This window comes from Ignavibacteriales bacterium, from assembly GCA_026390595.1.
Classification (GTDB): domain Bacteria; phylum Bacteroidota; class Ignavibacteria; order UBA10030; family UBA10030; genus UBA9647.
Genome location: JAPLFQ010000025.1, coordinates 91,774 through 116,649 on the forward strand (window position 1 = coordinate 91,774; position 24,876 = coordinate 116,649).

Genomic DNA, 24,876 nt, shown 5'->3' on the forward strand with positions numbered 1-24,876 from the left:
GATATTCCCCCCACCAAAAAAAGCGGATTAACCATGGTGAATAGCGAATATCGAACGCCGAACAGCGAATTACGAAGTTGGGTGGAGTCTACGAAGGGAGCACTGAGCGGACCAACGCTCGCCTAGATCTGGCACAGCCTGGTTTATCTGGAGGTTGCGGTCAAGTGACCGCCTCGAACATCAGGATGAACATCGCCACGAGCCATGGAGCACCCATCACTCTGTGTGCACTTCTCCTTCGGGGGTCAATATATATAACGAAGCCGGGGTTGTCAAGAGGGGAGAGGTGACAAGCGGTGGAAGGCGAATCGCTCGTTGCTGAAAATGAGAATTCAGAGAAGTTGGCAAAGCTCGAGCATTCGCAGAACACCCTTCGACTTCGCTCGTAAGAGCACTCGCTGCGCTCAGGGTGTCGCATGCTCTTCTTGTTGGCCTGTGAGTGAAAAGAAAGAGAGACATCCTGAGCGAAAGGAGCGTTTTATGCGACTGTAGTCGAAGGATGCGGTGGGCAACGAATAATTCGACACCACACTTCGATATTCAATATTGCTTGTTCGATAGTCGAAATTCGTCTTTGTACAAATGCAGAACACCGAACAATCGAATTCCAAACATCGAAGTTGCTTTTGGCACTTCGACATTCATCATTGCTTGTTCGATATTGGGAGTTCGTTTTTGTACAAGAAAACGGGCACCCGGCTTGCGCAGCCAGAATGCCCGCTGAATTTCGAACACCTGCGCCAGAGGCGCATCAGCCTTTGGCTGAGAACATCCGAACTCCGAATACCGAAGTGGTGTTACCCTGCTTCATACTTCATCATTGCTTGTTCGATATTGGAAATTCGTCTCTGTACAAACAAGACGGGCACCCGGCTTGCGCAGCCAAAATGCCCGCTGAATTTCGAACTCCGAATATCGAAGTGGTGGTACCCCGATTCATACTTCATCAATGCTTGTTCGATATTCGAGATTCTCTTTTCCCATCCCGTCGGCTCTCAGCCGTCTGCACGCTCTTCACAAATATGGAAATCAGTTGATTGCATTCGTCCTGGCTTTGCACAAGGCTCTCGGCTGGCTCGTACAGGCTTGCGCGTCCTACAATCTGCAATGTAATCCCTGTCTCTCTTAATTCCTTGAGAACGACCTTTATCTTGTGGATGAAATCATTCTTCGATTCCGCACTCTGTGCCTCACCGTAGTTCAGAGCAGGCGAAGTGCCTGAGCGGACGAGTTGGCCAGCAAGATGATTTCCTGCCTTGGTGCCAGGAAGTGACTCTGCAATCTTAACAACTTGGACCGCGAAATTCACGAGGCGCTTTTCGAGGTCGAATTCCCTTTTTCCTGCGGATTCTTTGCTCATGTATCTTTACTCCCTAGGTTTCTGTTCGAGCAAACTACCGAGAAGGGAAAGCACCTGCCAGCAAATTCCATTTGCCAATTAGTTCGCGGTGAATTTCGAACGCCGAACATTCGAACTCCGAATACCGAAGTGGTGTCGCCCTACTTCACACTTCATCATTGCTTGTTCGATATTGGAAATTCGTCTCTGTACAAACAAAACGGGCACCCGGCTTGTGCAGCCAAGATGCCCGTTGAATTTCGAACACCGAATACTCGAACTCCGAACAACGAAGTGGTGTTGCCCTACTTCACACTTCATCATTGCTTGTTCGATACTGGAAATTCGTCTCTGTACAAACAAAACGGGCACCCAGCTTGTGCAGCCAAGATGCCCGTTGAATTTCGAACACCGAATACTCGAACTCCGAACAACGAAGTGGTGTTATCCCACTTCAGACTTCATTATTCCTTGTTCGATATTCGACATTGCTTTTCGCTTTACTTTACCAGCACCATCTTGTTCGTCAGACGAACGCTTCCTGAGGTCAGGACATACATATAGGTGCCTGACGAGAGATGCGATGCGTCGAACTTCACAGTGTAGGCGCCAGGATTCATGCTCTCATCAACCAGAGTTGCCACTTCGCGTCCCATCAGATCGTACACCTTCAGAGACGTCGCGCCGGTCTGTGTAAGCGTGAAGCGGATCTGCGTTGACGGGTTGAAGGGGTTCGGATAGTTCTGGGAAAGCGTGTAGCCGGTTGGGATCACATTCTTATCCTGCTCGACCTGCGTTGCGCCGGTCTTTGCGAAGACTTCTACCCATGAAGCCATCGTTCCATTGAAGCACGCAACATACGCCGTATCGCCGTTCTTGTTGAACGCAATACCACGGGGACGAGGATCCGTGCCGAATTCCGGGACCAGAGGATCGTACAACTTGATGCTGTCAACGATCTTCTTTGTCGTAATGTTGTAAGCGTACCATCGGTAGCCCTGATACGGAGCATCCGGCAGGCCGGAAGTGGCGTTGCCGCTGGTCGTCCAGAGATAACCGGTCTTCGGACCCCATGTCATCGATTCGGGGACGAGGCCCATCAGTGAGTCTTTCGGGATGTACGGTCCGAGCGATCCATTGTCACTGTGGAAGATTTTGATCTGTTTCTTGTCGAACAGCGGAACGTATACATCGTTTCCGTCACCCGACACAGCGATTGCGCGAGCGTAGCCGCCGGTAGCGTTGGTGACAGTTCCTGCTGCTGTGAAATCACTGTTCAGGATCGCGACCGCGTTTCCGGGAACCACAGGAGCAATGAACACTTCCCCGAAATTGTTAGCCATCGGAGTGCCGAGTGAACTGGTATATCCTGGGATCGGGGCGCGGTTTGTGAACAGCCCTTTTCCCGTCTTGTAGTCGATCTTCCATATTCTGGCGCTCCACTTGATGGAGAGGATATTGCCAGTGGATGGATCGGTACTGAGCCCATAGCCGCTGCCAGTAAGCGTATCGGTTTGTGTAACTCCCTTATCATCTTTTCCCGTCAGGATCTTGATCGGCGAGAATGACGCAGGTTTTCCGTTCGGATAGAATACTTGGATAACGCCCGTCTTCACTCCGCCGATACTATCGACGCCGGAGGCGTACGCGTACGATTGAATCCATATCTTGCCTTCTGGGTCGACGGCGATTCCGTTGTTGATGCCACTCGGCCATTGCTTGTTAGGATAGGTGACGGTATCAGGGAAGTACTTCACGAACTTCCACTGTGCAGTTGCACCAGCAGAGACAATCAGCAACAAGCAGACTGTCAAGAAAAGTAGCTTTTTCATCATCGTGCCTCCTATGAATTGGTTGTTTGTGATTCTGAAGCCACAACAAACTTGGGCTGCTCTGAAATCGAGGAAATCACCTCCCTTGCTGTGACAGAGATGGATATGGAAAGTTGTCTGAACTATCGATGTAATTACATTGTGGTTCCGTAGTAGGGGGCGCTCTTCTTGCCCCGAACTGTTACCTTCATGAGAACGCCAGCTGAGGATGAAGCGTACATATCGTTACCAGCTCCCCAAGTGAGAAAACTGATGGACGAGGTATACAAAGCACTGTAAGCGGAGAAAGGAGCGCTGTATGATTTGTCCGGATTCACCACGAGTATGCCGTCCGGGGAATCCGTGCCAATATACAAAATTCCGTCAGAAGAAAAAGTTATGCAGTTGGCAATATTCGTGGGATAGACTGCCCCGAAATCGAAGTAAACTTCAGGTGTTCCCAGGCTGGAAGTCGATATCTGCGCCCGCCAAACCTTCTCGCCGGCATCTGTTTTTGCCGAAAAATATAGGTATCCGTTGTAGACCCTTACGGACCGTATTTGTCCCACAAATGGGAATGTTGTCAGAACCTTGTTGGGGTCGAGTCGATAGATCGACGAGTTGTTCCCGCCGATCCACATCATGCCGCTCTGATCGAAGTCAAAGTCATACGCAAAAACTCCGACAGGCAACGCCTGGTACACTGCACCTGATCCGCCCCCATTTGCGGGGAAACGATACATAGCCCTGGCATTCCTGGCTGCGTAGAGGAATCCGCCGGGACCGAATTTCAGGCCCGACCAGATCGCCACGCCTGCCGTCGACGGTGCATACACCGATCGTGTCCCAGCAGCTGTGAATTTTGCAACACCAGCCTCGAGGCCGTTGCTTGAGAATCCTGAGTAGAGGTTCCCGGTTGCATCAATTGCCAGTGAGGTGGCGGTCTCCGTAGCGATGAACGTACCAAACTTGGCCATTCCCGCCAACAGCTTGTATTGATACGTGTTGCTGAACAGAGGGGAACCGAAAACGCTGACTCTGATGGCAACGCTGTCGAGTGCTACCAACGGTGCCTTGAGCGTAATTTGCGTTGCTGTCGTCTTCAGGAGCGCCGCGGATGTTACGTTGAACAATACAGAATTGTCACCGAGCGCAGTGGAGAAATTCGTCCCGGTGATCACAATCGTGTCCATTCCTGCGAACGCACTCCCGGTTGGCGATACGCTTGTGATAGTCGGTTGCGGCAGGCTGGTTGCGGTGGCATCATAGAGGCTGCCCGTCTTCGGGTTCTCACAGCCGCTCACTAGTACCAAACCAAGAACAAGGATGACGAAGAGAAGTGTGGTTTGTAAGAAAGTACGCATTGGAATACCCAGTAGTAAATTTTCGATTGTCAATTGCCGATTGTCGGTTGTCTTCATGAAAGGCACTCAAGCCTTCGGTGGAGATCCAGGATTTTCGTTGTGCTGGTACTGTTCTCAAATTCACGTCTTTGAACCAGCAAACCCCCAACTTTAAACTTCAAACTCAAAACTCTTCTTAATACCACATCCGTACCGAGAACCGCTGCACCTGATTGAAAATCCCGAACGGTGTATACGCGTAGTCGACGGCGAAGTACTTGTACTGGACGCCGAGGCCATAAGAGAGCGAGTGCTCATCCGCGGGTCCGACATAGCCGACTCTCGCCGATACAACGTCCATGAAGACGTACTCGAGTCCGATTTTCATCTGCTCGGGGAAGTCCCGGGGATGTTCGGCATCCACCGTCACGAGAAGCGACTGCTTTTCGCGATAGAAACCGACCAGATCGAACACGTTCATCGACACTCCAAGCTTGAAGGCGAGAGGGAGCTGGAAACTCTCTTTCTGATATTTTACCTCGCGGGCAAAGTTCCTGACTGCCATGCCAAGTGTCAGACTCTTGTATCCGGTTCTGTAAATCAGGCCGAAATCGAAGGCGATGACATCGACGGCGTTCCTGCTGTCGCCGACAACCGTCGCGTCAGTGTAGCTTCCCGCTGTTCCTACATACGATGCCTGTGTGATGCCGGTGCCGAGATCTTGGCGAACGAATTTGACGTTACCGCCAACCGAGAACTTGTCGGTCAATGCGCGTGCATACCCGAGACCAACGGCGTAGGCGTTCGGTTTGATTGATCCGACATCCAGGAATCCCTGAGAATTGTTTGCGAGTATGGTCGCCTCAATGTTGCCGTAGTCGGCATATTGGAAGGAGATCCCGAATACACCGAGATCGCCGGCCTTTATGGCGGCGCCGAGACTGTATTGCTTGATGTCGGCAATCCAGTTTACTGAACCGAGCGATACGTCGACGGTTCCGTCCAGTCGTGCCATGCCTGCCGGATTATAGAACAGGGAGGCCGAGTTACCGTCGACCGCGGTGAAGGCATCAGCGAGTGCTCCTTGGCGGGCACTCAAGCCGACGCTCAGGAATTTCATGCCTGTCTGTGCCAGCTTGGCGTCGGTCCGTTCCTGGGCCCTCGTCATGGTTGAAATCAGAGTGACCATCATCGCGAGGAGGATGAGGTACTGAGAGAATGTTCTGCTCTTACGCATGAGATGTACCTATCAAATGAGTGGTGTAATATTTATCGGACGACGACGAGCTTCTTGATCGTCTTCTCACCAGTGTCTTTGTTTTCAATAACAACAATGTAAATACCGCTCACGATAACCTGGTTGGCAGAGGTGATGGAATTCCAGTATGCATCACCCGTTCCGTCTTCGTGAACGATCTTTTTAATGAGCTCTCCGAGCTCGGTGTAGATGCTGATGACGCAGTTGCCGGGGATATTGAAAAATGCAATCTTATCCGGCTCGCTTGGGAACCGAAGTGTATTTTCGCTCGAAGAAATCACATACGGATTTGGGGCAATGCGAATCTGACTCGCGCTCGTTCCGGCCTGCCGCTTAAGGAATGCCGGGTCGTATGTCCTGGTGTAGAACAGGTTGCTCTCGAGCACGCCGGCAGGTGTCCGCGTCACCGGATCGGCGGCAATTGGATTTCCGAACGACGAGATATAATAGTAGTACGAGATACCCCGGGTCGCGGCGACATCGTTGTATGCATACGTCTTGGACGCGTCATACTTTACGTTTGCATCGCTCGGTTTCGTTCCACCGCACTGGTACACCAATCGGTACGTGCTGTCGATCCGACCGGTTGCCCGATAAACCTTGTACCCCGCAAATCCATTTGCAGATTCCTTTGGATTGGGGTCCCAAGTCAGTGCAATGCGATCACCGCCGCCGCGCACATTGAATGTCGCTGGCGGATAAGGCGGTTTTGGAATATTGAATCCGGATTTAAAGTTCGCCGCCGCCCGTCGTACTGTTTCTAACAAATTCAGGCGACCAGAGAGAACGGAATCATTCTTCGCCTTGGTGGTGATTGTCCCTCGTTTGTACTGTAATCCTACACTCACGCACTGATCAAACGTCAGGCCGCTGACACCTTCTACCAAGACGATCCTCACACTCTGTCCTGGTGCGAGCGTGTACGGGCCGTACCCCGTTCCATTCGACCAGCCGCCCGGAGCGCCATCGCCGATATTGCCCATCACTGTCTGCTCTGAGAACTTTCCGGCGGGATCAACAAGCCACGCATGGCGAGGAGCGTGCCCTTCCACCCCTTTCGCGTACTGCAACTTCATGGCGTCACTGTTGAACTGCTTGTCGGCGTTTGATGTGATTGGATCATCCGAGGCTATGAAACTTGTGGTCGTTGGTTGATTCGGATCGTTCACGCGCTCTGTCGCAGATTTGTCCGCATAGAGTGGTCCGTTCCCCGCGAACTGTGCTCCGCCGAGGCGCCAATTTGTGTCGGAGGCTTGAAGAAAGCCCGAAGGTGACAGCGACGGGTTGAAGATCGGCTCGCCGATGTTATCAAAGGTCGCTGCGTTCGGTGAACTTCCTGCCGTCGGCTTGGCCGATGCATTATGAAAGCCTAGCCATGTGTACATGACCCTGACATCATTCTCCGATGCGGGAATCAAATTGTTCTTTGTGTCCTGTGGAAATCCCCGGGCATCATTCATTGCATTGATCCCCCAGCGGGCGGAGTTGTTAACCTGATATCCTGGGCCGGTTCCTCCAGTCGCATACCGGAACTGCCAGTAAAACGTGACGCCAGTCAGGGTCTTCGCCGTCAGACCTATCTCAGGATTGCCCGTGTTTGTGAACGTATAATCCATGATATGGTAGTTGTCGTGATACTGCTGCCCGAACGCGTAGATTCTTCTCTCTATTGTGATGCCTAGACCGGTGATAGCCTTATTGTAGATCATCCGGTCCGATTTGAGCGTGTCGGTGACAGCTTTGATCTCCTCCGGATTAGAGAAAGAAGGGGATCCGTCTACGAACACGAGCGGCGGATCGAACTGGGCGTACACATCAAACGTCTTCGGATAGAACTGATTGTTGCCGTTCCACCGCGGTCCAAGCTGAATGACCTTTGTATCCCAGTTGGTACCATTCTGGTCCGTGAAATTCTTTGCGCCCATCCAGAACCCTTTTGCAGCCTGATTGTCAGCTCGGTTGACCAATGCCGGCCAGCGCAAGCCATATTGCTGCTCGAGGACATTTCCTTCCTCTATTTCCCCGCCTTTTTCAGAATACCAGTTGTGGAGCGAGCCGACCTGAATCCACTTGACCTGTCCCTGGGCCTGTGCTCGGTCGCTCATCATAACCAGCATGACCATCGTCGCGAGGAAGAAAAAGTATATCGTTGTTATCTTCATAAGCTTGTTCATAAGTTCCTCATTATACTGATACGCACTTCAGGAAATTTCGTCTTTTCTAAAATTCTCACGCCAAGCCGCAAAGAACGCAAAGTTGTTTTTGTATCTGGTCTTTCTCTGCGGCTTTGCGCATTTGCGTGAAACTTCTTCACTAGAACAGATCGAACGACATTCTCAGGCCGAAGTAGAAGTCGCGTGGATTGAGGAAGTTCCACCAATCCTGCGTCGGCATATGAATATAGGCTTTGTCCTTGATTACCTGGTCAACCTCGCTTTGATTTGCGGGCTGCCATGCATTGTTGACCCAGCGGAAATATGAACGGGTTGTATATTCATAGTAAATCGGCGTGGCGTACTTGGTCGCGACCTCGGTAAGTTTGTTGGTGAATACCATGGGCTGATACGCAACATCCGCCTTGCGATAGTCACCCGGTTGGTCGCTGCCTGGAATTTGGCCGTAGTACTGATTCATATCTTCCGACAAGTGCAGCGATTTCAGATAGCGGTCGTAATCCGTACCATCCACGAAACCATACGTCGTCAGCTGCTTGAGATTCAGGACGTTGTTGACGTCCATGAAGAGCATGAGATTGACGCGATCGAAGAGGGTGAAGTTCTTACTCACGCGGATATCCAGGCCGAACTGGTTCTTCCATTGAAGGTTGTTTGAAACGCCGGGGAATGACCCGCCGCCAACATAGGTGAAATAGAAGCCGGAACTGTACGAGCCGAGTACGCTGAGGCGCAAGTCTGCGAGAGGACTGATGCCGGCAAATGTGGGACCGAAATCCAGAGGCGTGAAGAAATCGATGTTCGCGCGTGCGTACGGTTGTGGGATCGGCTTGGACTGGACGGGGTTTGTGCGTTGGTAGTTTCTCTGATCCACAGCGTTTTGGTATTGGACGGCCCATCCAAAGCGACCGCTCGTGCTGACCATGTACGTATAGTTCACAAAACCCTGAATCCAGTTTCCGCGGTTTTTCCTGAGCGTAATTTCAAAACCACGAACGTCTTCGTACAGATTGTTCGTCGAAACTGTATAATCCGGCGTGTTATTGTAGCCAATGTACTCGGTGGTCGTGCGCTCATTGCTGATATCCTTGTAGTAGGCAGCAATGCGCAGGAGGAACATGTCCATGATATTGTTCTCAAATCCCAGCTCGTACGCAACAGTCTTTTCCAGCTGGAGATTTGGGTCCGCGAGTCGTACGATATTCGAACTCGCGGTTTCGTGCCTGATCAGGTACAGGTTTTCCGGCTGAGGCATCGAGCGGAAATGACCGTAGTTGAAATAGAGTTTAGCATTATCCGTGATCGGGAAGGCAATGTTCAACCGTGGCATCACGGTCATGACATACTTGGTTGGCTCTTTCTGCAGCAATGTGTCGATTCCGAACGACTGTAAACCCTGGAAAAGCCTCGTGTAGGGGTCGTAGACAAACCATTCTCCGCCGGCGTGCGACATTGCAAAACGGAGCCCGGCGTCAACAACCATGCCCTCGAACTCGAGCTTGTCCTTTACATAAGCTTCCAACCTCGTGGGATAAGTATGCCAGTTTGAGAGTGATCTGCCTGTTGCCAGCACCATGTCAACGGAGCCATAGTTGACGGCGTTGTCTGTGTAAGCGAATTCAATCCCTCCTTTGAACTCGTTGAACCGGTCGAGCTGGCTGGTAATGTCGAACTTCAGGGTATACGATGTAATCTTGCTGCTGTCGCGAGCGTTGCTCATGCCGACACCCATACGCATGCCTTCGATTCCGGTCAGTGACGTGACTCCCGGAGTAGGGAAGAACCCGAAGGGTGCTTCGTCGAGATAGTAACTGTTTCCGAACTTGTAGATACGCGACGTATCGCGCGTCCGTCCCGGGTTGGTGCTGTACTGGGAGGCGAATCTCTGGGCTACGACTTCGTAGAACGTTGTCGGGCTGATGACGTGCGTAAGCTTGGCGCCAATGATCTGGCGGTTGACACTGTTCGGTGCCCAATAGTCTGTCGTGAACAGGCGTGTGTCAATGTAACTCACGCGGTTCATAACGCTGCCTTCGGTAGCCGCGGAGCTGAAGCTCCCGTAGGTGCCGGTCTGGTTGATATCCACCGATTCATTTCGACCAACGGTTCCTTCGACCATCAACTTCATCGTGTTCGAAAGGTCGGAGGTGACCTTCAACGTCGTGCTATAGTCGTTGTAGCCGTCACGTGAGAGTGGGACGGCGAATTGGTTGTTCTGACTTCGGAATGACGCGTAGAACCGGAGGTTTCCAAGACCCTCGCCTCCGGGAACAGGTCCGCCAAGGCCAAAGTCGATATCGTAGTCGGGCTTGGTAATGTCAAAATTCTTCCGGTGCTGCCACTTCCAGACATCCTGTGCCGCTGCTGGCGTGAGGTCGTTTGTGGGGTCGTTGTCGCTCAGCAGTGCCTGTGAGATTGCGTTCCATCCGCCGAAGACCGCATACTGTTCCTGCGTCCAGGGGTCCCACTTTCCGTTGTTCGTCCCGGTCCACGCGACAGCATTGTCAAGGAAGGGGCGCACCCAGTACGAACTCGCATCATTCGGTGCGATTCCGAAGTACTTTCTTGTTGGCGGGCTCATGCGCGCTTGCATGCCAACGTTGTATTTCTTGGGGCTTCCCTCTTTCGTGACAACGTTGATTACGCCGGAGCGGATGTTGCCATACTCTGCACTGAATCCGCCGGTCTGAATCTGGAATTCCTGGACAGCGAGAAGGCTGATAGCAGTATATGGCTGATTGTTCCTCTCATCCCTCATCGTCAGACCGTCTGCCATGAATGCAGTCTGCTCAGAGCCTCCTCCACGGATTGTAAGACCCTGCACGCCGGCTTCAAGTCCGATGACGCTGGACACCTGAGACACCGGCAGGTTTTCCACTTCCCGTGCGGTGATGTTCGCCCGACTTGCGGCAACGTCCCGTTCAACGACAGGGCGTGTGGCAACAATAACCACCTCCTGCGCCTGGATGGCCTGCTCACTCATCTTGAATTCCATCTGAGTGGTCTGGTTGATGTTCACACGTACGTCGATCTGGGTGGAGGGAGTGTAGCCCAGAACGGAGGCGCGGATACGGTAGGTGCCCGGCGGGACGCTCAAGATCGTGAAGAACCCTTCGAAGTTGGACGCGGCACCAATCAGCGTGCCTTCCACTACGATGTTCGCACCGACGATCGCTTCTCCCGTCCGCGCATCAACTACTTTTCCAGCTATCTTGCCCGATTGCGCCCAGGCGACTGAAGCCGAGAACAGTAACAAGATGCTAAGGACGTATCTAACGGACTTCATATCATTATTCTCCTGATACGATTGTAAGATCAATAAGAGTAGTATCCAAAAAGGGGGGCATAGTGAGAGTGATGCAGCATGAGCTCCACGCCTGCATGGTCGAATAGTAGCCTGCGAGAATATTGAAAAACTTCGTCAGGATGTCAAGCGAAATGAGGCTGTCTCAGTCCCTTCGCAATCACCGTAAATGGAGAATGAGCGCTGTCATCTCGATGGATACGCGAATTGTGCGTGAGTGCGTGCAGAGCCCTCACACCGGACGATGTTGGAAATAAAATCCGAATAGCACAATCGAAAATCATGAAGGTTTTAATGGGACGAAGAGGGATGAACGGGAGCTAGTGCCCTTGCCTGTAAGACGTAGAGGCGGTTCACTTGAGATGTCACTGGAGATGGGCTACTTGCAGAGTCAGCTGGAGAAATGAAAATGTAAGATGGAAGCATAGCTGAACAATGAACTTGTCAATTATGGTAGTCAGGCAGACAAGCTACTGAAGTGCTTTTTCGTAGTCCTCTTTGTACTGTTTGATCCCTTCGAATAGTGCATGAGCGACGTTCTGCTGCCCCTCCTGACTGCGGAGGATTTTTTCCTCCTGCCTGTTCGAGAGGAAGCCTGTTTCGACAAGTACATTCGGCATGGAAGCTCCCACGAGGACCAGAAATCCCGCCTGCTTGACACCGCTGTTTTGAATTTTCAACAGGTTCGCCATCGCCTCGCTCGCTCGCGCGGCGAATTCCTCGCTGTAGCGAATGAAAGCACTCTGGCGCATGGTGATGAGAATGAAGTTCTCTTCCGTCAACTCCTGGTACCGGTCCTTGTAGTTATCCTCGAGCTTGACCGCGTCGTTTTCCTTCTCGGCAATCCGAATTGCGCTTTCAGTCTTGCCGGGGCGGAGGATGTAGATTTCAAATCCGTTCGCAGAGGAAGGCTTCCGCTCGGTTGAGTTGCAGTGGATGCTGATGAAAAGCTTTCCCTCAGCGTCATTCGCAATTCTCCCCCTCTGGTAGAGCTCGACGAACGTGTCGTTCTTCCGGGTGTACACGACCTCCACATCCTTCAGGTTTTGCTTGATAAGCTCTCCGAGTTTGAGCGCGACACCCAGGGCCACATCCTTCTCGCGGGTTCCGCTCACGCCGATTGTTCCGGGATCCTTCCCCCCGTGGCCTGCGTCGATGACGATCACATCCAGCCTGGAGCGATCACGTGCGCGCTGCAACTTGTCCTGCGTCTCTCCCTGCTTTTTGACTGCTTCCGCCTTTTTGCTCTCGGGTTCTTCCTTTGGAACGGCGTTTCGTGTATGAAGAGCAATGAGCAGGTTCGAGTTCTGGCTGTCGATCAACGGGTCGACCTGGACGATATCGGGCGAAACCTGAAACGTCAGCTGAACTGACGTCGGCGACTGGAACACCAGCACCCTGCGAATGGCATCGACTGCCTTGAAGCGGCTGAGGGCCACTGTATCGGCCTGTGCATCGTTGATCGTGACGTAGAGCCAGCCATCATGCGATAGGAACGCGTCAAACGTGCCGAGTTTTCTGGGCGCTTTGATGGTGAGGAGATATCCGTTCTGACGGGATTCTATCGAGAGTCCTGTGACATCAAACTGGGATTCAGCGGCCACCGGTTCCTTGGTCACCAATCTCGAATCTGTCTGCAGCGACACGCCGAGAGGGGAGAGACGCTCAAGGAGGGAGACAAATTCGGACGCGGGCGCATAGAACAGACTATCCTTGAGCACGATGCCCCTCGTTACCTGATACACGGAAGAGATGCTCGTTGTGATATCCGTGATGACCAGGAATGGGCTTCCGGCGGTAGCTTTCACGCGGTGATTTGGAAGGCGGACTTCGATCTTTCGCCGCTCCGGGCTTTTCGCGCTTGGCAGCGACATCGCTGCCGCGTACTCCTGCACCGAAATGAATACGACTCCGGCGCTGTCATAGCCGGGGACCGTCGTCATCTTGTCGCCGAACTGGATACGAAGCGAAGTGTTCTGGGCGAGTGCGATGAAAGGGGGAGAGCAGAGCAGGAAAACCAGGACTGCTGCAGCGGAAAGAGAAAAACGAGTGCTGGTCATCTATCGGTAATTAACGAATTGCACAGGGAACGATAAGTCGGCATCGCGCAGCAGCTGGATCACAGACTGCAGATCATCCTTGTCCTTCCCGCTCACTCGGACCTGATCCTCCATGATCTGGGCCTGTACTCGGACCTTTGAGTCCTTGATCATCTTCACAACTGCACGGGCATCATCCTTGCCGATCCCGACCACGAGTGTGATCACTTGTTTGACAGTGGCGCCTGTCGCGGGCTCCATGGGACCATAGCGCAGCGCTTTGATCGACACGCCTCTTTTTATCAGCTTGGATTGGAGGATATCGACGGCGCTCTTGAGATGGAACTCGTCGATGGTATGGAGGGTAATCTGCTTCTCGTTGGTATTGAAGTCGATTTGCGTCTTGGAGTCTTTGAAATCGTATCGCTGGATGATCTCTTTGCGGGCCTGATTGAGGGCGTTGTCGACTTCCTGGAGATTGACTTCGGAGACTATGTCAAATGAATTCTGCTGGGCCATGCACGTTAATTGATAATCTCAACAATGTTGCGCTGCGTGGTGACGCGGATACGGACGCGGATAGAATCCCCGTTTGTGGTGACGACTTTGCCGACCCCGGAAATTACACACTGGTCATCCTGAGCGCTTTCTATGTGGTACGCCGCATTTGCATTCTCGCTCATCGGATAGACCTGCGACATAGAAATGTTGGTGAAACTCTTGCCACCTCCGCCCTGTGTCGGCGGCTTCCAGTAGTACGCATTGGCGCGCGCCGCGAAGTTCTGGAGGTCAACGATGATTGCATTCCGCGAATCCTCAACCGTGTTGGCTGAGAACATGCTCACGCCGACATAAATCGCGATGCCGATGAGCATCATGCCCAGAACAACAAGGAAAAGCTGAGTTTGTCCCATAGGTCAACTCGTTCGAGTTATGGTGGCAACCCGGAAGACCGCTGCCGTGATCTCAGCAGTTAATTCAAATTTGATGCCGCGTGTTGCACGTGATTCGCAAAAGATTTTCAAACGTCACGCAAACTTCGGGCGGATCAACGCACCGTCTCGCAATTCATTCGCCCGCAATGGGTTGAGCGGAAAACGAAAACGGGTTAGCACCCATCCGATGCTGTACCGGTAATATTGTTATTCTCATCGAAAAAATCAATGGCTGAGGATTCAATAATGCGGTCACCACGTCTCACCGGATTATCGGGCACCGAATGCGGTAAAGGACTGCCTGCTCCAATGCGAGCCATCGAATTGCCAGAATTGGCCCGCAATGGTCAACCCTGCTTGCGGGCTGGGTGGGAGAGTTCATCGACAGATTCCTCGAGAAGCCAAGATAATCAGGAGGAACGGCCTCTGTTGGAGATGGTCCCATAGAAAGGAAACAGAGAGGCGAGAAAGTGTCTCATTCTCAGACAGTGCTTCGAGGTGTCTCATTAGTACCGTTTCGTTACACCTCTCATGGGGCGGGAGCGAAGGATCTGAGCCATGAACGATTGTCTGCATCGAATAGTCCACGCTGTAGGTTCTTCGGTCACTGTTAGTGTTGCGTCTCGGAAGAACCTTGAATACGTCCACATCACGACGCAGAGATCTGAGCAGACATCAACTCAGGCTATCACGAAAAGGCACACACCCTTCTGCTCCCCTCCCACAACCCACGTGGTTTCGCACGAGAGGGGACGTGACGTTCTTGTATCGCGCACAAAGAGTCCCCTCTGTGTGATGGCCGGCGTGGTGGGGAGAGGGGATGTACTCGTCCGCCGTCTTGTTGGGCGGAAGGGGTGTGTGTTTTGCTTTGTACTGAGATTGCAGGAAAAACTCGATTGTGATCCTCGGGTTGCATTCTGTGGTGCAAGAAGTTCAACCGTACGACTAAAATAAGGAACATGCGAGACGCGACACTAGTCGTCATCTATTCAGCGTGCGGAGGTAGCGCGAAGTCGAACGCTGCGGCGCTCCCGATTGTCCCCGCTCCAAAGACAAAATACTTCGTTGACAATACGTGATCGTCGAGGATGGAATCATCATTACTTCCGGATCACTCCCGTTTCCATGCTCCAGAAGAGAAGGTCGAGTTCGTCGAGTGGAATTCCTATCCGGTCTGCGAAACGCATGAACTGTCGCTCGATGGAGAGGTAGTGTTTTCGCGAAAGCGTTTTGGGGAGCGAGCGGATGGCACCGTACCGCTTGAGGTTTCGCAGGATGTGACGGTCAAGGATCGCCAATCCGCCGTTCCTACCAACATTCCGAAGAAAATGGGTCGCTTCCTTATATCCCAATCCCTTCACATTCTTCACGAGCCATTCGCGAAGTTCAGAAGCGGGAGCGTTGCTCGAAAGAAATTCCAACACGACGGGAAAATCATCTTTCAGCCTCAACAAGTGCTGTGACTTCGTTCTGTGAAATCGAATGTACGTGGCGCGGTTGCGGAGGATGGGCTCGGGTTCAACGGGCTTTGAGTGAAAGGAGAGTCTCTGGAGTACTTCGACAACTTTTCCCGCACTCTCCGCGCTCGTCTGCGGTGTCATGAGACAGTATGCCATCTCATAGAAGTAACTGGATGGGTTCACGCGACGAAAGTCCCCCAGCCGGTTGCGGATTGCTTCCTTTCTGGCTTCATGGAGCAACTTCAAATCAGTCAGAGCCTGTTCGCGGGCTTTCGTTTTCAAAGACCTCCTCAGTCAGATAGAGAGATTCTTGTTTTGCCCCTCAACCTGACCATGCCGTCGCGCTCGAGGCTTTGAAGAAGAGAGCGGAACCAGGGCCGATCCCGCGGCGTGAAGTCAGTCACGACTTTGCGCGCCAGAGATGCGGAGTTCATTGACGCACCTGCCTTCAGATCTCGCAGAACTTCAATTGCTTTTCCCCTGTAGATCCGATTGGGGATTCCGTTTCGGCCAGGTTCAATTCTGGATCGTCGCAAGAGCTTCTGCGGAGCGGCATGGGCGCTCGGGCAATACCTTTTCAATGGGCAGCTTCCGCAACGCGGCCGCGCAGCTGTGCAGATCGTAGAACCGAGATCCATCATGGCTTGGTTCCAGTCGTGAGCGTTTGAGCGGGGGAGATGGGCACTCGCGAGTTCCCACACAATATGTGGTGTGTGGAGAGTCTCCTTGTTGTTCACAGGATAGAGCCGGCCCATGACGCGAAAAACGTTTATGTCCACGACCGGGACTCTTTGGCCGAATGCAAAACATGCTATGGCGTGAGCAGTGTAGCGCCCGATGCCGGGCAATTTCCTGAGGTCCTCGATTCTGTGCGGGAGTTTTGCGCCATGCTCACGAACGACTTTCTGAGAAAGGGCGTGGAGACGAATCGCTCTATTGTTGTATCCCATTCCGCGCCAGGCCCGCACTACATCTGAAGTCCCGGCGGACGCCAGTTTCTTGAATGTGGGGTATTTCTTGAGGAATTCCGGATATTTGGCCTGAACCCGGGCTACTTGCGTCTGCTGGAGCATTACCTCCGACACGAGTATGCGGTACGGATCTTTTTCGTTTCTCCAGGGAAGTTCGCGCCCATGCTTCCGATACCAGCGCAGGAGTGACAGGATGATTTTCGATTTCCGATTTTCCCGATGAACTGGTTTGGTCATTTGGTTGTCTTTTCGAGCGCGATAATGAATCATGGCCAACGGTCAACGGAAAATGGATAATCACCATTCCAAAAGGTCACAGCAGCTCTACTGGAATATCGCTTCATTCATACGTGAAACAATGGGTTTGTTCCCCTCGAGTATGTCCAGCAACCTGAGCTCAGGGAGCGTGACCCAGCGAATCTGTTCGAAGGCGTTGTTAACCGGAGTGCCTTCGAAGCGTGACACAAAAAAATACATGACTTCAAAAACTCCGCCATCGTCATACCTGCTGATCTGTGACTCCGACCGATCGAATCTCTCAACCGCAATCGAGAGCTCTTCGCGCAGTTCGCGCTTCATGCAATCGAAGAATGATTCTCCTTCTTCTACTTTTCCGCCAGGGAACTCCCATTTGAGTCCATAGCGGGATGTCTTTTTCCGCTGGCAAATGAGTATTTGTTTGCCGTTCTGAATGATGGCGACCGCTGCTCGTGTCATATGTTGGAAAATATACCGAATGAACCATGAAATTCCAACTTGCGCGGTAAATGAAGACGAACCGCCAAGTCCGCCAAGAACGCGAAAAGTTTAGAATCCAAGAACTGAGCAACATCTTTTTCTTTTTGGCGCTCTTCGCGCTCTTGGCGGTTTGCTTCTCCAGGTTGATAACGGAATGTCACCTCACGCAATTGCAGGTCTGAAGGATTCTCTCTACTTTAGGTTACCAGCCTCACCGAAGCCTCAGCTCTGCCCCCGATGGAGCCCGCGCTGCACAGAAGGTGGGAGCGCAGCGAACGTCATCAGTACAATTCAGGATTTCATGCAACGAGTATTACGAAAACGTTCTCATCCGCGCAGGTACGTGGTGTTCCTCTTTCTCACGTCGATGGCCGCGATCGGTCCCCCCGCATTTTCCCAGGCAGCGATCGATCAGGGGAGAATCCGAGGCACAGTCACGGATTCTTCCAATGGCCAGCCGATCCCGTATGCAAATGTCGTCCTCCGGGGAACAGCACTCGGTTCCTCCACGAATTCGTCCGGGTTCTATCACATCTCCTCTGTCCCGCCCGGCACGTACGTGTTGATGGTCTCCCAGGTCGGATTTCGTACAAAGGAGCACACGGTTACTGTACGCGAAAACCAGATCCTCCAGAAAGATATTCAGCTTTCGGCAACGGTCATCGAAAAAGAGGAGATGCTTGTTGTCGGAGAGAGACCGGCGCGCCCGAATGAAGCGAACCTTGGTCTGCAGAAGATCTCGACAAAGGAAATTGCCATGGTGCCGCCGGGAGTCGAGTCGGACATTTTCCGTGTGTTGCAGTCAAATCCGGGAGTGGCCACAACAAGCGATATCAGCGCCCGCTATTACGTGCGCGGCGGCGGAAGCGACCAGAACCTCGTTCTTCTGAATGGCGCAACTGTGTACAGTCCCTTTCATACGCTGGGGATCTTCAGCGTTGTGGACCCTGAAATGGTCTCGCTGCTCGAATTCCACGAAGGTGGGTTCCCTCCATCATACGGGGGGAGACTCTCCTCTATATTGAACGTTGTGACGCGGGATGGAAACCGGAACCGCTTCCAGGAGACGGCGAATGCAACACTGCTCGCCGGCAAGGTAGCGTTGGAAGGCCCTATTTCGGGAGGCTCTTTTCTGGTGACGGGGAGGAAGAGCTGGTACGCTTCGGTGATGAAACACTATCTGAGAAACCAGGACTCTCCGTTTGATTTCTATGACCTGTCCTGGAAGCTGAGTTACGCGAATCCGGACATCGACGAAAACAGCCGGTTCGCTTTTCACGGATTTCTGAGCGGCGACCAGGTGATCAACGACGACCCGTTTCAGGAAAACTACCTGATCCGCAACAGGATCCTGGGTTTGAACTGGCACAAGATATGGTCGACTCCGCTCTACTCCGTGGTGTCAATTTCGTACAGCGGATTTGATGCCGAACTGTATCCGAACCTGAGCCAGGCCAAACCGCGGAAAAACCGCGTGTCGGATTTCACGGCAGACTGGGACTTCACCTATTTGTATGACAGCAAAGATGAATTCGTGTTCGGGTGGCAGAACAAATTTCTTTCAACGTCGCTGGAATTGCAGAACCTGTACGGGAAAAAACTCTCGGTCGACCAGCACGGTGTGGACCTGAGCGCGTACGCTGACTACAGGTTCTATCGGTGGGACAATATCGGGTTTACGATCGGCATCCGGTTCAAGCTCGTTGCGGTCTCGGAGTATCGCCCGCTCCTCTACGAACTCCGCGGGAGTTTAACATATCGGTTGACACCCTCGGTTTCGTTCAAAGGGTCATTCGGATGGTACTCACAGGAAATGACGACGCTCTCTGATGAGAGCGAACTGATTTCCGTTTTTGAGCCCTGGGTGATCACACCCAATTACCTCAACTCCGCCCGCGCAGCCCATTTCTCGCTGGGGATGAAAACGCAATGGAGAGATGATTTGACGACGGAACTCGTTGGGTACTTCAAACCCATCGCAAACCTCGTTGATATCAATGAGAGAAAATTCACCGAGAAGGACCGGGATTTCGTGAATGTCGACGGGGAGTCGTACGGTCTCGAATTGCTCACATTGTACCAGCCCGGCAGAATGTATGCCAAGATCGGATATGCGCTGAGCTGGGCGTTCAAGGTTAGAAACGGAGTATGGTACTTCCCGAGGTACGACATACGTCATGCGATGAATGTGCTTGTAGGGTATGAACTCGGATCCGGTTGGCAGACGAGCGCGACGTGGTCCGTCCATTCAGGTATGCCCTTTACACCGATCGCCGGGTACTATGATCGGGTCGATTTCGAACCCTGGTCTTCCAACTATGATAGAGGAAGTGTGGAGCCGTCCACAGTTTGGGGAAGCAGAAACTCAGCACGGCTTCCGGCCTACCACCGCCTTGACCTCAGTCTCAGCAGAAAATTCCAGATCGAGAACGCGAACATCACGGCTGGAATCAGCCTCATCAATGTCTACGACAACAAGAACGTCTTCTATTTCAACCGTGACACGGGAAAAGCAGTGTATATGCTACGGATTCTTCCCTCCGTTTCGTTGAAGGTCGAATTATGATGCGCAGGGGAATCATACTGATCATAGGCTTCGTACTGCTGATGTCGGCGGGATGCGATCAGTCCTTCAATCCCAAAGCCGTTACGCGCGATGAATACGTATTACAGTGCTATGTTCAGGCAACCGCAGGCAGGCCGTCTTCGACAGTGAGCGCATTGCTCGCGAGGGTGTACGACGTGGATGGGTTCGATCCGTCAGTCAACACAAACGATCCTTCGGTTGTCGGGGCTTCGTTGAGGGTAACGGTCAACGGCCGGGAATATCCGATGAAGGACAGTCTCCGATTCAACCCCGACTCCCTGCGGTACGGTTCGAAGCAGCACTCCTACTACGGCCGGATGCCGCTCCCTGCGCCGTCCGACAAAATATCGATTACGGCGACTCTTCCCGATGGGAGAAAATTGACCGCTCAAACGGAGGCTCCGGCGATCCGCCCTGTTGCTTCGTCCTTCGATTTTCCCCAGGGCATCAATCCAAGAATGAACTTCCCGCCGGGAGTCAAAAACTGGGTGCTCAGCTGGGATAACGGTGCTGCAACCGATCCTCACTTGTTCTTCCCGCGGCTCGTGATCTCCTATGCCAAGATGGTAGGCTCTGCGGAGGTGATGGGCACAATAGAGGTTCCGCTGAAGTACTTTGCCGGATCGAAAGGTCCGACGGCTCTCTATCCGTCGTATACGATGGAGACTTCCTTGACGTTTGATTTTGCTGCCATCGATTCAGCGATGGCGAACATCTCGGCCGGTGATCCGCAAAAGAGCAATTACGGAGTTCACGGAGCGACCTTTGTGCTCATGGAATACGACACGCCGCTGTCGAAGTACTACTCCAGCGTCCACGGCTCGCTCGATCAGTTTTCGGTACGCGTCGATCAACTGGTGTACTCCAATATCGGGGGAGGGATCGGGATTTTCGGCACATACTTTGTGAACCAGTCATTATTCTTTCTTGATTTCAACTACGTAAGGTCCTTTGGGTACAACTATCGTTGACAGACCCCAACGCCTTGTCCGCAACCGGGAAAAACAATAAATCGAAAGACCATCGTTCAGGAGAATCAATGAGGCTTCGTGTTCTTTGTGCAATGTTTGGCATCGTTCTCTCTGCTCCGCTGTTCGGACAGGTCGCGGACCATATCGTGATCAGTGAAGTCTATGGCGGGGGAGGCAATAGCGGTTCGACGTGGAAGAATGACTTTGTTGAACTCTATAATCCGACGAATGCTCCAGTCACCTTGGTCAATTGGTCGGTTCAGTATGCTTCCGCGACGGGATCATTCGGCACAACGAATCTTCATGTCTTTTCAGGGATCATTCAACCAAAGAGCTTTTTCCTGATTCAGGAGGCGCCAGGAGCGGGGGGAACAAAAGATCTTCCTGCGCCTGATGCAACAGGGATACTAGCGCTTTCCGGGACGCAAGGCAAAGTCGCCCTGTCGTCAGGGTCGACTCCTGTCACTGGACCGACCGACCCGTCAGTCGTTGACTTTGTGGGATACGGAGTTGCGAGTTCATTTGAGGGTTCCGGGCCGGCTCCTTTGCTTTCGAACACCACGAGCGCTGAACGCAAGGCGTCGGCAACTTCGACGGACGTTACGCTTGGACCCGGCGGTTCGGAAGAGAAATCGGGAAATGGGAGGGACACAAACAACAACGCGGGTGATTTCGTCGCTCAATCGAACATCAATCCGCAGAACAGTGCCACTCCGAAGGAACCCCCTCCAGCAATCCAGGCAGGCATCGGTGTCGCGTCCGTCCTGCCGCTGATAGCGAAAGCCGATACGGGAATCCAGGCGACAATTATCCTGCATGGTGTCTCCGATGCGCCCATCACAGGTCTGCGATTTGCGAAGCATCCTTTGCTTGATTGGTCACGTGCATCGTTCAGTGTGACAGTATCCAATGGCGGCCAGTCTCTTCTTCAGCAAACCAGGGACAGTGTCAAGGTAACCGGGTTCACGATAACCGCAATCGACAGCATCATGATTCGCATTGCGGGTCTTGCCGCGCCGGATACGACAGTGAAGATCCTCTTCTCTCTCGAGTCCGGAGCCGGGAGCGATTCGACGGCGTTAGTGACTCCCCTGCCATCGTTCGTTCTGTACGGGAATCCACAGGCTGTAGCAGTGGTCAAAGTCAACGATCCGCAGGGGATTCCGCTCAATCTGCAGAGGCCCGTGAGCGTCAGGGGGATCGTGACAGCTGCGAAGGAGTTTGGAGGGCCTGCGTACATCCAGGATGGGTCGGGAGGTCTCGCGGTATTCGACCAGACGTTCGAAAATGCCGTGAAGATCGGAGATGAGGTGACGATAACGGGAACGATAACTCAGTTCAACGGACTGACGGAACTGGCAGGCGTTACTCTGCACAAGATCAACAGCAGTGGGAACGAGGTCATTCCAGTCGTGGTTACATGTGCCCAGTTGACCCGCGACGGGTCGAACGGGATTGAGTTCTACGAGGGAATGCTCGTGCAGTTGAACCGCGTGACTGTCCGGAACGCATTGGGGCAGCCGGTTTCTGTGTGGGGCGTGAGTGGATCGGGCTCGAACTTCTGGCTCCGTGATGAGACCGACAGTATTCAGGTGCGCATTGATGGTGACGTCACCAGTATCGCGAACACCCCGGCTCCGGCGGGCGAGTTCGATCTCGTCGGCGTCGTCGGTCAGTTTGTGGCAACGCCGCCGTTCGTTGGTGGCTACCAGGTCATGCCCCGTTTCAGTACCGATATTTTCTCCAAGGGCCCGGTTATTACTGTTTTGCCTCTGGAAAGGTCCATAACACCGACGGGGTTTGACGTGCAGTGGGAAACAGCGAAACCGGGCTCGAACTATGCCCGGTACGGACGGACCCGCGCATATGAGCTTGGCGTCATCGGCAATGCGACGCCGCAAACGGTTCATCGGATTACGCTCTCAGGGTTGTCTCCTGCAACGACCTATCATGTTCAGGCGTATTCGGTCAGCGGAACCGACACGAGCTTTGCGGGAGATCGGGTCATCAGTACGGCATCACAGGGCTCGACGGGTCAGATCAACGTCTACTTCAACAAGTCCGTCAACACGTCGTTGGCGCGGGGGGATACGGCGAAGGGGAACGCAAATCTCACCGAGCTCCTGGTGCGCCGCATCAACGCTGCAAAGAAGTCGATCGACTGCGCTCTCTATAGTATGAGCGGACAAGTCGGGCAGACGATCGCGTCGGCGTTAAGCGAGGCGTGGAGGCGGGGGGTGAAAGTCAGGTTTATCATAGAGCGTGATAATATGTCCGCGGGGACCGGAACCACGATCAATCAATACATAGTGCCGGCCGGTATTCCGTGGATCACAGATGATTACGACGCAGTGAACGGCGGCGTTGGATTGCACCACAACAAGTTCCTGATCATCGATTACCGTGGAGGGACACCGGACCAGGCATGGGTGTGGACAGGTTCCTGGAATCTGACTGATTCCGGAACAAACGATGACTATCAGAACGCCATTGAGATTCAGGATCAGTCTCTGGCTGGAGCGTACACGGCTGAATTCAACGAAATGTGGGGAAGCGATTCAACAACGTCGAACGCAGCGAATTCGAGGTTCGGTGCGCGGAAACTGGATAACACGCCGCATGTCTTCAATGTGAACGGTACGCCTGTCGAACTCTATTTCAGTCCGTCGGACAGGACGACGAGCCACATCCTGAGCACACTCGCGAAGGCGCAGAATTCCATCAACGTAGCGCTTCTCACACTGACGCGTTCCGACATCGCCGGGGCGATGAAGTCAAAGAAGGACGCAGGAGTGAGAGTGCGGGGAGTATTGGATAACGGAACCGACACCGGATCTCAATATAGTTTCCTCACGACGGGTGGTGTCGACATACGACTCAAAAGCAATACACCCGGCTTGCTCCATCACAAATATGGCATCGTCGACGCAGAGGTGACCACGGCGGCGCAATATGTCATCACCGGTTCACACAACTGGACGAGTGCGGCGGAGACGTCGAACAACGAGAACGCGCTGATCATTCAGAGCAACCGGATTGCGAACCAGTACCTTCAGGAGTTTGCCGCCCGATACAAGGACGCGGGCGGTGCGGATAAGATCCTCGTGGGAGTTGATAGAGCGGATGATCAGGTTCCCTCCGCATTTTCGCTCTCACAGAACTATCCGAATCCGTTCAATCCGACAACAGCAATCAGCTATCAGCTAACAGCTCATAGCTTCGTGAACCTGGTTGTCTTTGACGTTCTGGGGAGGGAGGTCTCCACGCTCGTGAACGACACACGACGCGCGGGAACGCACATCGTTCATTGGGACTCTTCGTCCTTGCCGAGTGGCGTGTACTTCTATCGACTCAATGCTCTTCCCGTGGGCAATAGCCGGACGGCAGGTTTCGTGGAGACGAAGAAGATGGTCTTTGCGAAGTAATGAATATCAAATTGATACACTCAAGAGCGAATGGGCCCCGACGAACTGAAAGAATGGAAACAGCAGGGAAGACCCGTTCTTGCTTTTCGTCCCTTGAATCGCTACTTTTTGCCCTACCACCACGGGAGAGGTCATGAAAAAAATCCTGATCGTTGACGACGAAGAATCGTTTCGCAAGTCGCTGGCAAGCCAGCTGAAGCTCAAAGGCTGGGCGGTTGCCGAGGCCGCCGACGGGTTGGAGGGAGTAGACATGGCCGCGCGTCACAAACCGGATGTGATCCTGAGCGATGTGCACATGGACAACATGAACGGTTTCATAATGGTCGAGGAACTCCAGCAATATCCGGCCACGGCGTCCATCCCTGTCATCATGATGACGAGCGCGGCTTCTGCGGCTGGAGCATGGAATTCGGATATCGCTGTTGAGTATCTCGAGAAGCCGTTCACGATTGTCAAGCTGTTGGAAATCATCGGCAAGGTTGTAAAAACATAAGGAGCCGCCGGTTTCCCAGCGACTCCTT

General features: G+C 53.0%; 16 protein-coding genes. 4 read left to right on the forward strand and 12 right to left on the reverse strand.

Going from position 1 to position 24,876, the window contains the following annotated elements:
• Positions 1 to 946: 946 nt before the first annotated feature.
• The 12 genes from NTU47_14325 to NTU47_14380 all read right to left on the reverse strand — a co-directional run bounded on the left by NTU47_14325 (position 947) and on the right by NTU47_14380 (position 17,351).
• Positions 947 to 1,360: a four helix bundle protein gene (locus tag NTU47_14325; protein ID MCX6134985.1), complete on the reverse strand. Its 414-nt coding sequence runs from the start codon at positions 1,358 to 1,360 to the stop codon at positions 947 to 949.
• Between the two features lie 479 nt (positions 1,361 to 1,839).
• Positions 1,840 to 3,171, reverse strand: coding sequence for a T9SS type A sorting domain-containing protein (locus tag NTU47_14330; protein ID MCX6134986.1), 1,332 nt, complete (start codon positions 3,169 to 3,171; stop codon positions 1,840 to 1,842).
• A gap of 134 nt (positions 3,172 to 3,305) precedes the next feature.
• Positions 3,306 to 4,514: an IPT/TIG domain-containing protein gene (locus NTU47_14335; protein MCX6134987.1), complete on the reverse strand. Its 1,209-nt coding sequence runs from the start codon at positions 4,512 to 4,514 to the stop codon at positions 3,306 to 3,308.
• Positions 4,515 to 4,689: 175 nt separating this feature from the next.
• Positions 4,690 to 5,730 (reverse strand): PorV/PorQ family protein, encoded by a 1,041-nt coding sequence (locus NTU47_14340; GenBank protein ID MCX6134988.1) that lies wholly within the window; start codon positions 5,728 to 5,730, stop codon positions 4,690 to 4,692.
• 32 nt (positions 5,731 to 5,762) lie between these two features.
• Positions 5,763 to 7,925 carry a hypothetical protein gene (locus NTU47_14345; GenBank protein MCX6134989.1) on the reverse strand — a complete coding sequence of 721 codons (2,163 nt, stop codon included), beginning with the start codon at positions 7,923 to 7,925 and terminating at the stop codon, positions 5,763 to 5,765.
• A gap of 139 nt (positions 7,926 to 8,064) precedes the next feature.
• A complete protein-coding gene (locus NTU47_14350; protein ID MCX6134990.1) occupies positions 8,065 to 11,211 on the reverse strand; it encodes a carboxypeptidase-like regulatory domain-containing protein in 3,147 nt (1,048 codons plus the stop codon).
• A gap of 488 nt (positions 11,212 to 11,699) precedes the next feature.
• Positions 11,700 to 13,289, reverse strand: a complete 1,590-nt coding sequence (locus NTU47_14355; GenBank protein MCX6134991.1) for an N-acetylmuramoyl-L-alanine amidase — start codon at positions 13,287 to 13,289, stop codon at positions 11,700 to 11,702.
• A complete protein-coding gene (locus NTU47_14360; protein ID MCX6134992.1) occupies positions 13,290 to 13,787 on the reverse strand; it encodes a YajQ family cyclic di-GMP-binding protein in 498 nt (165 codons plus the stop codon).
• 5 nt (positions 13,788 to 13,792) lie between these two features.
• Complete coding sequence (locus NTU47_14365) at positions 13,793 to 14,182, reverse strand: hypothetical protein (protein MCX6134993.1); 390 nt, start codon at positions 14,180 to 14,182, stop codon at positions 13,793 to 13,795.
• Positions 14,183 to 15,303: 1,121 nt separating this feature from the next.
• Positions 15,304 to 15,945, reverse strand: coding sequence for a hypothetical protein (locus NTU47_14370; GenBank protein ID MCX6134994.1), 642 nt, complete (start codon positions 15,943 to 15,945; stop codon positions 15,304 to 15,306).
• A gap of 8 nt (positions 15,946 to 15,953) precedes the next feature.
• Positions 15,954 to 16,871, reverse strand: a complete 918-nt coding sequence (locus NTU47_14375; GenBank protein MCX6134995.1) for an A/G-specific adenine glycosylase — start codon at positions 16,869 to 16,871, stop codon at positions 15,954 to 15,956.
• A gap of 87 nt (positions 16,872 to 16,958) precedes the next feature.
• Positions 16,959 to 17,351 carry a (deoxy)nucleoside triphosphate pyrophosphohydrolase gene (locus tag NTU47_14380; protein ID MCX6134996.1) on the reverse strand — a complete coding sequence of 131 codons (393 nt, stop codon included), beginning with the start codon at positions 17,349 to 17,351 and terminating at the stop codon, positions 16,959 to 16,961.
• Positions 17,352 to 17,673: 322 nt separating this feature from the next.
• Between NTU47_14380 and NTU47_14385 the strand changes: the two genes are divergently transcribed.
• The 4 genes from NTU47_14385 (at position 17,674) to NTU47_14400 (ending at position 24,848) form a co-directional block, all read left to right on the forward strand.
• Positions 17,674 to 19,938, forward strand: coding sequence for a TonB-dependent receptor (locus NTU47_14385; protein MCX6134997.1), 2,265 nt, complete (start codon positions 17,674 to 17,676; stop codon positions 19,936 to 19,938).
• The gene (locus NTU47_14390) at positions 19,935 to 20,930 is read left to right on the forward strand and encodes a hypothetical protein (protein ID MCX6134998.1); all 996 of its coding nucleotides are present in this window, start codon (positions 19,935 to 19,937) and stop codon (positions 20,928 to 20,930) included. Before NTU47_14385 ends, NTU47_14390 begins: the two co-directional genes overlap by 4 nt.
• 68 nt (positions 20,931 to 20,998) lie before the next feature.
• Positions 20,999 to 24,355 carry a phospholipase D-like domain-containing protein gene (locus NTU47_14395; GenBank protein MCX6134999.1) on the forward strand — a complete coding sequence of 1,119 codons (3,357 nt, stop codon included), beginning with the start codon at positions 20,999 to 21,001 and terminating at the stop codon, positions 24,353 to 24,355.
• A gap of 133 nt (positions 24,356 to 24,488) precedes the next feature.
• On the forward strand, positions 24,489 to 24,848 hold the full coding sequence (locus NTU47_14400) for a response regulator (GenBank protein MCX6135000.1): 360 nt from the start codon (positions 24,489 to 24,491) through the stop codon (positions 24,846 to 24,848).
• The last annotated feature ends 28 nt before the right edge of the window (positions 24,849 to 24,876 follow it).

Coding starts and splice junctions, on each gene's coding strand:
- NTU47_14325 (MCX6134985.1), bottom strand. CDS start 1,360: ATGAGCAAAGAATCCGCAGGAAAAAGGGAATTCGACCTCGAAAAGCGC.
- NTU47_14330 (MCX6134986.1), bottom strand. CDS start 3,171: ATGAAAAAGCTACTTTTCTTGACAGTCTGCTTGTTGCTGATTGTCTCT.
- NTU47_14335 (MCX6134987.1), bottom strand. CDS start 4,514: ATGCGTACTTTCTTACAAACCACACTTCTCTTCGTCATCCTTGTTCTT.
- NTU47_14340 (MCX6134988.1), bottom strand. CDS start 5,730: ATGCGTAAGAGCAGAACATTCTCTCAGTACCTCATCCTCCTCGCGATG.
- NTU47_14345 (MCX6134989.1), bottom strand. CDS start 7,925: ATGAACAAGCTTATGAAGATAACAACGATATACTTTTTCTTCCTCGCG.
- NTU47_14350 (MCX6134990.1), bottom strand. CDS start 11,211: ATGAAGTCCGTTAGATACGTCCTTAGCATCTTGTTACTGTTCTCGGCT.
- NTU47_14355 (MCX6134991.1), bottom strand. CDS start 13,289: ATGACCAGCACTCGTTTTTCTCTTTCCGCTGCAGCAGTCCTGGTTTTC.
- NTU47_14360 (MCX6134992.1), bottom strand. CDS start 13,787: ATGGCCCAGCAGAATTCATTTGACATAGTCTCCGAAGTCAATCTCCAG.
- NTU47_14365 (MCX6134993.1), bottom strand. CDS start 14,182: ATGGGACAAACTCAGCTTTTCCTTGTTGTTCTGGGCATGATGCTCATC.
- NTU47_14375 (MCX6134995.1), bottom strand. CDS start 16,871: ATGACCAAACCAGTTCATCGGGAAAATCGGAAATCGAAAATCATCCTG.
- NTU47_14380 (MCX6134996.1), bottom strand. CDS start 17,351: ATGACACGAGCAGCGGTCGCCATCATTCAGAACGGCAAACAAATACTC.
- NTU47_14385 (MCX6134997.1), top strand. CDS start 17,674: ATGCAACGAGTATTACGAAAACGTTCTCATCCGCGCAGGTACGTGGTG.
- NTU47_14390 (MCX6134998.1), top strand. CDS start 19,935: ATGATGCGCAGGGGAATCATACTGATCATAGGCTTCGTACTGCTGATG.
- NTU47_14395 (MCX6134999.1), top strand. CDS start 20,999: ATGAGGCTTCGTGTTCTTTGTGCAATGTTTGGCATCGTTCTCTCTGCT.
- NTU47_14400 (MCX6135000.1), top strand. CDS start 24,489: ATGAAAAAAATCCTGATCGTTGACGACGAAGAATCGTTTCGCAAGTCG.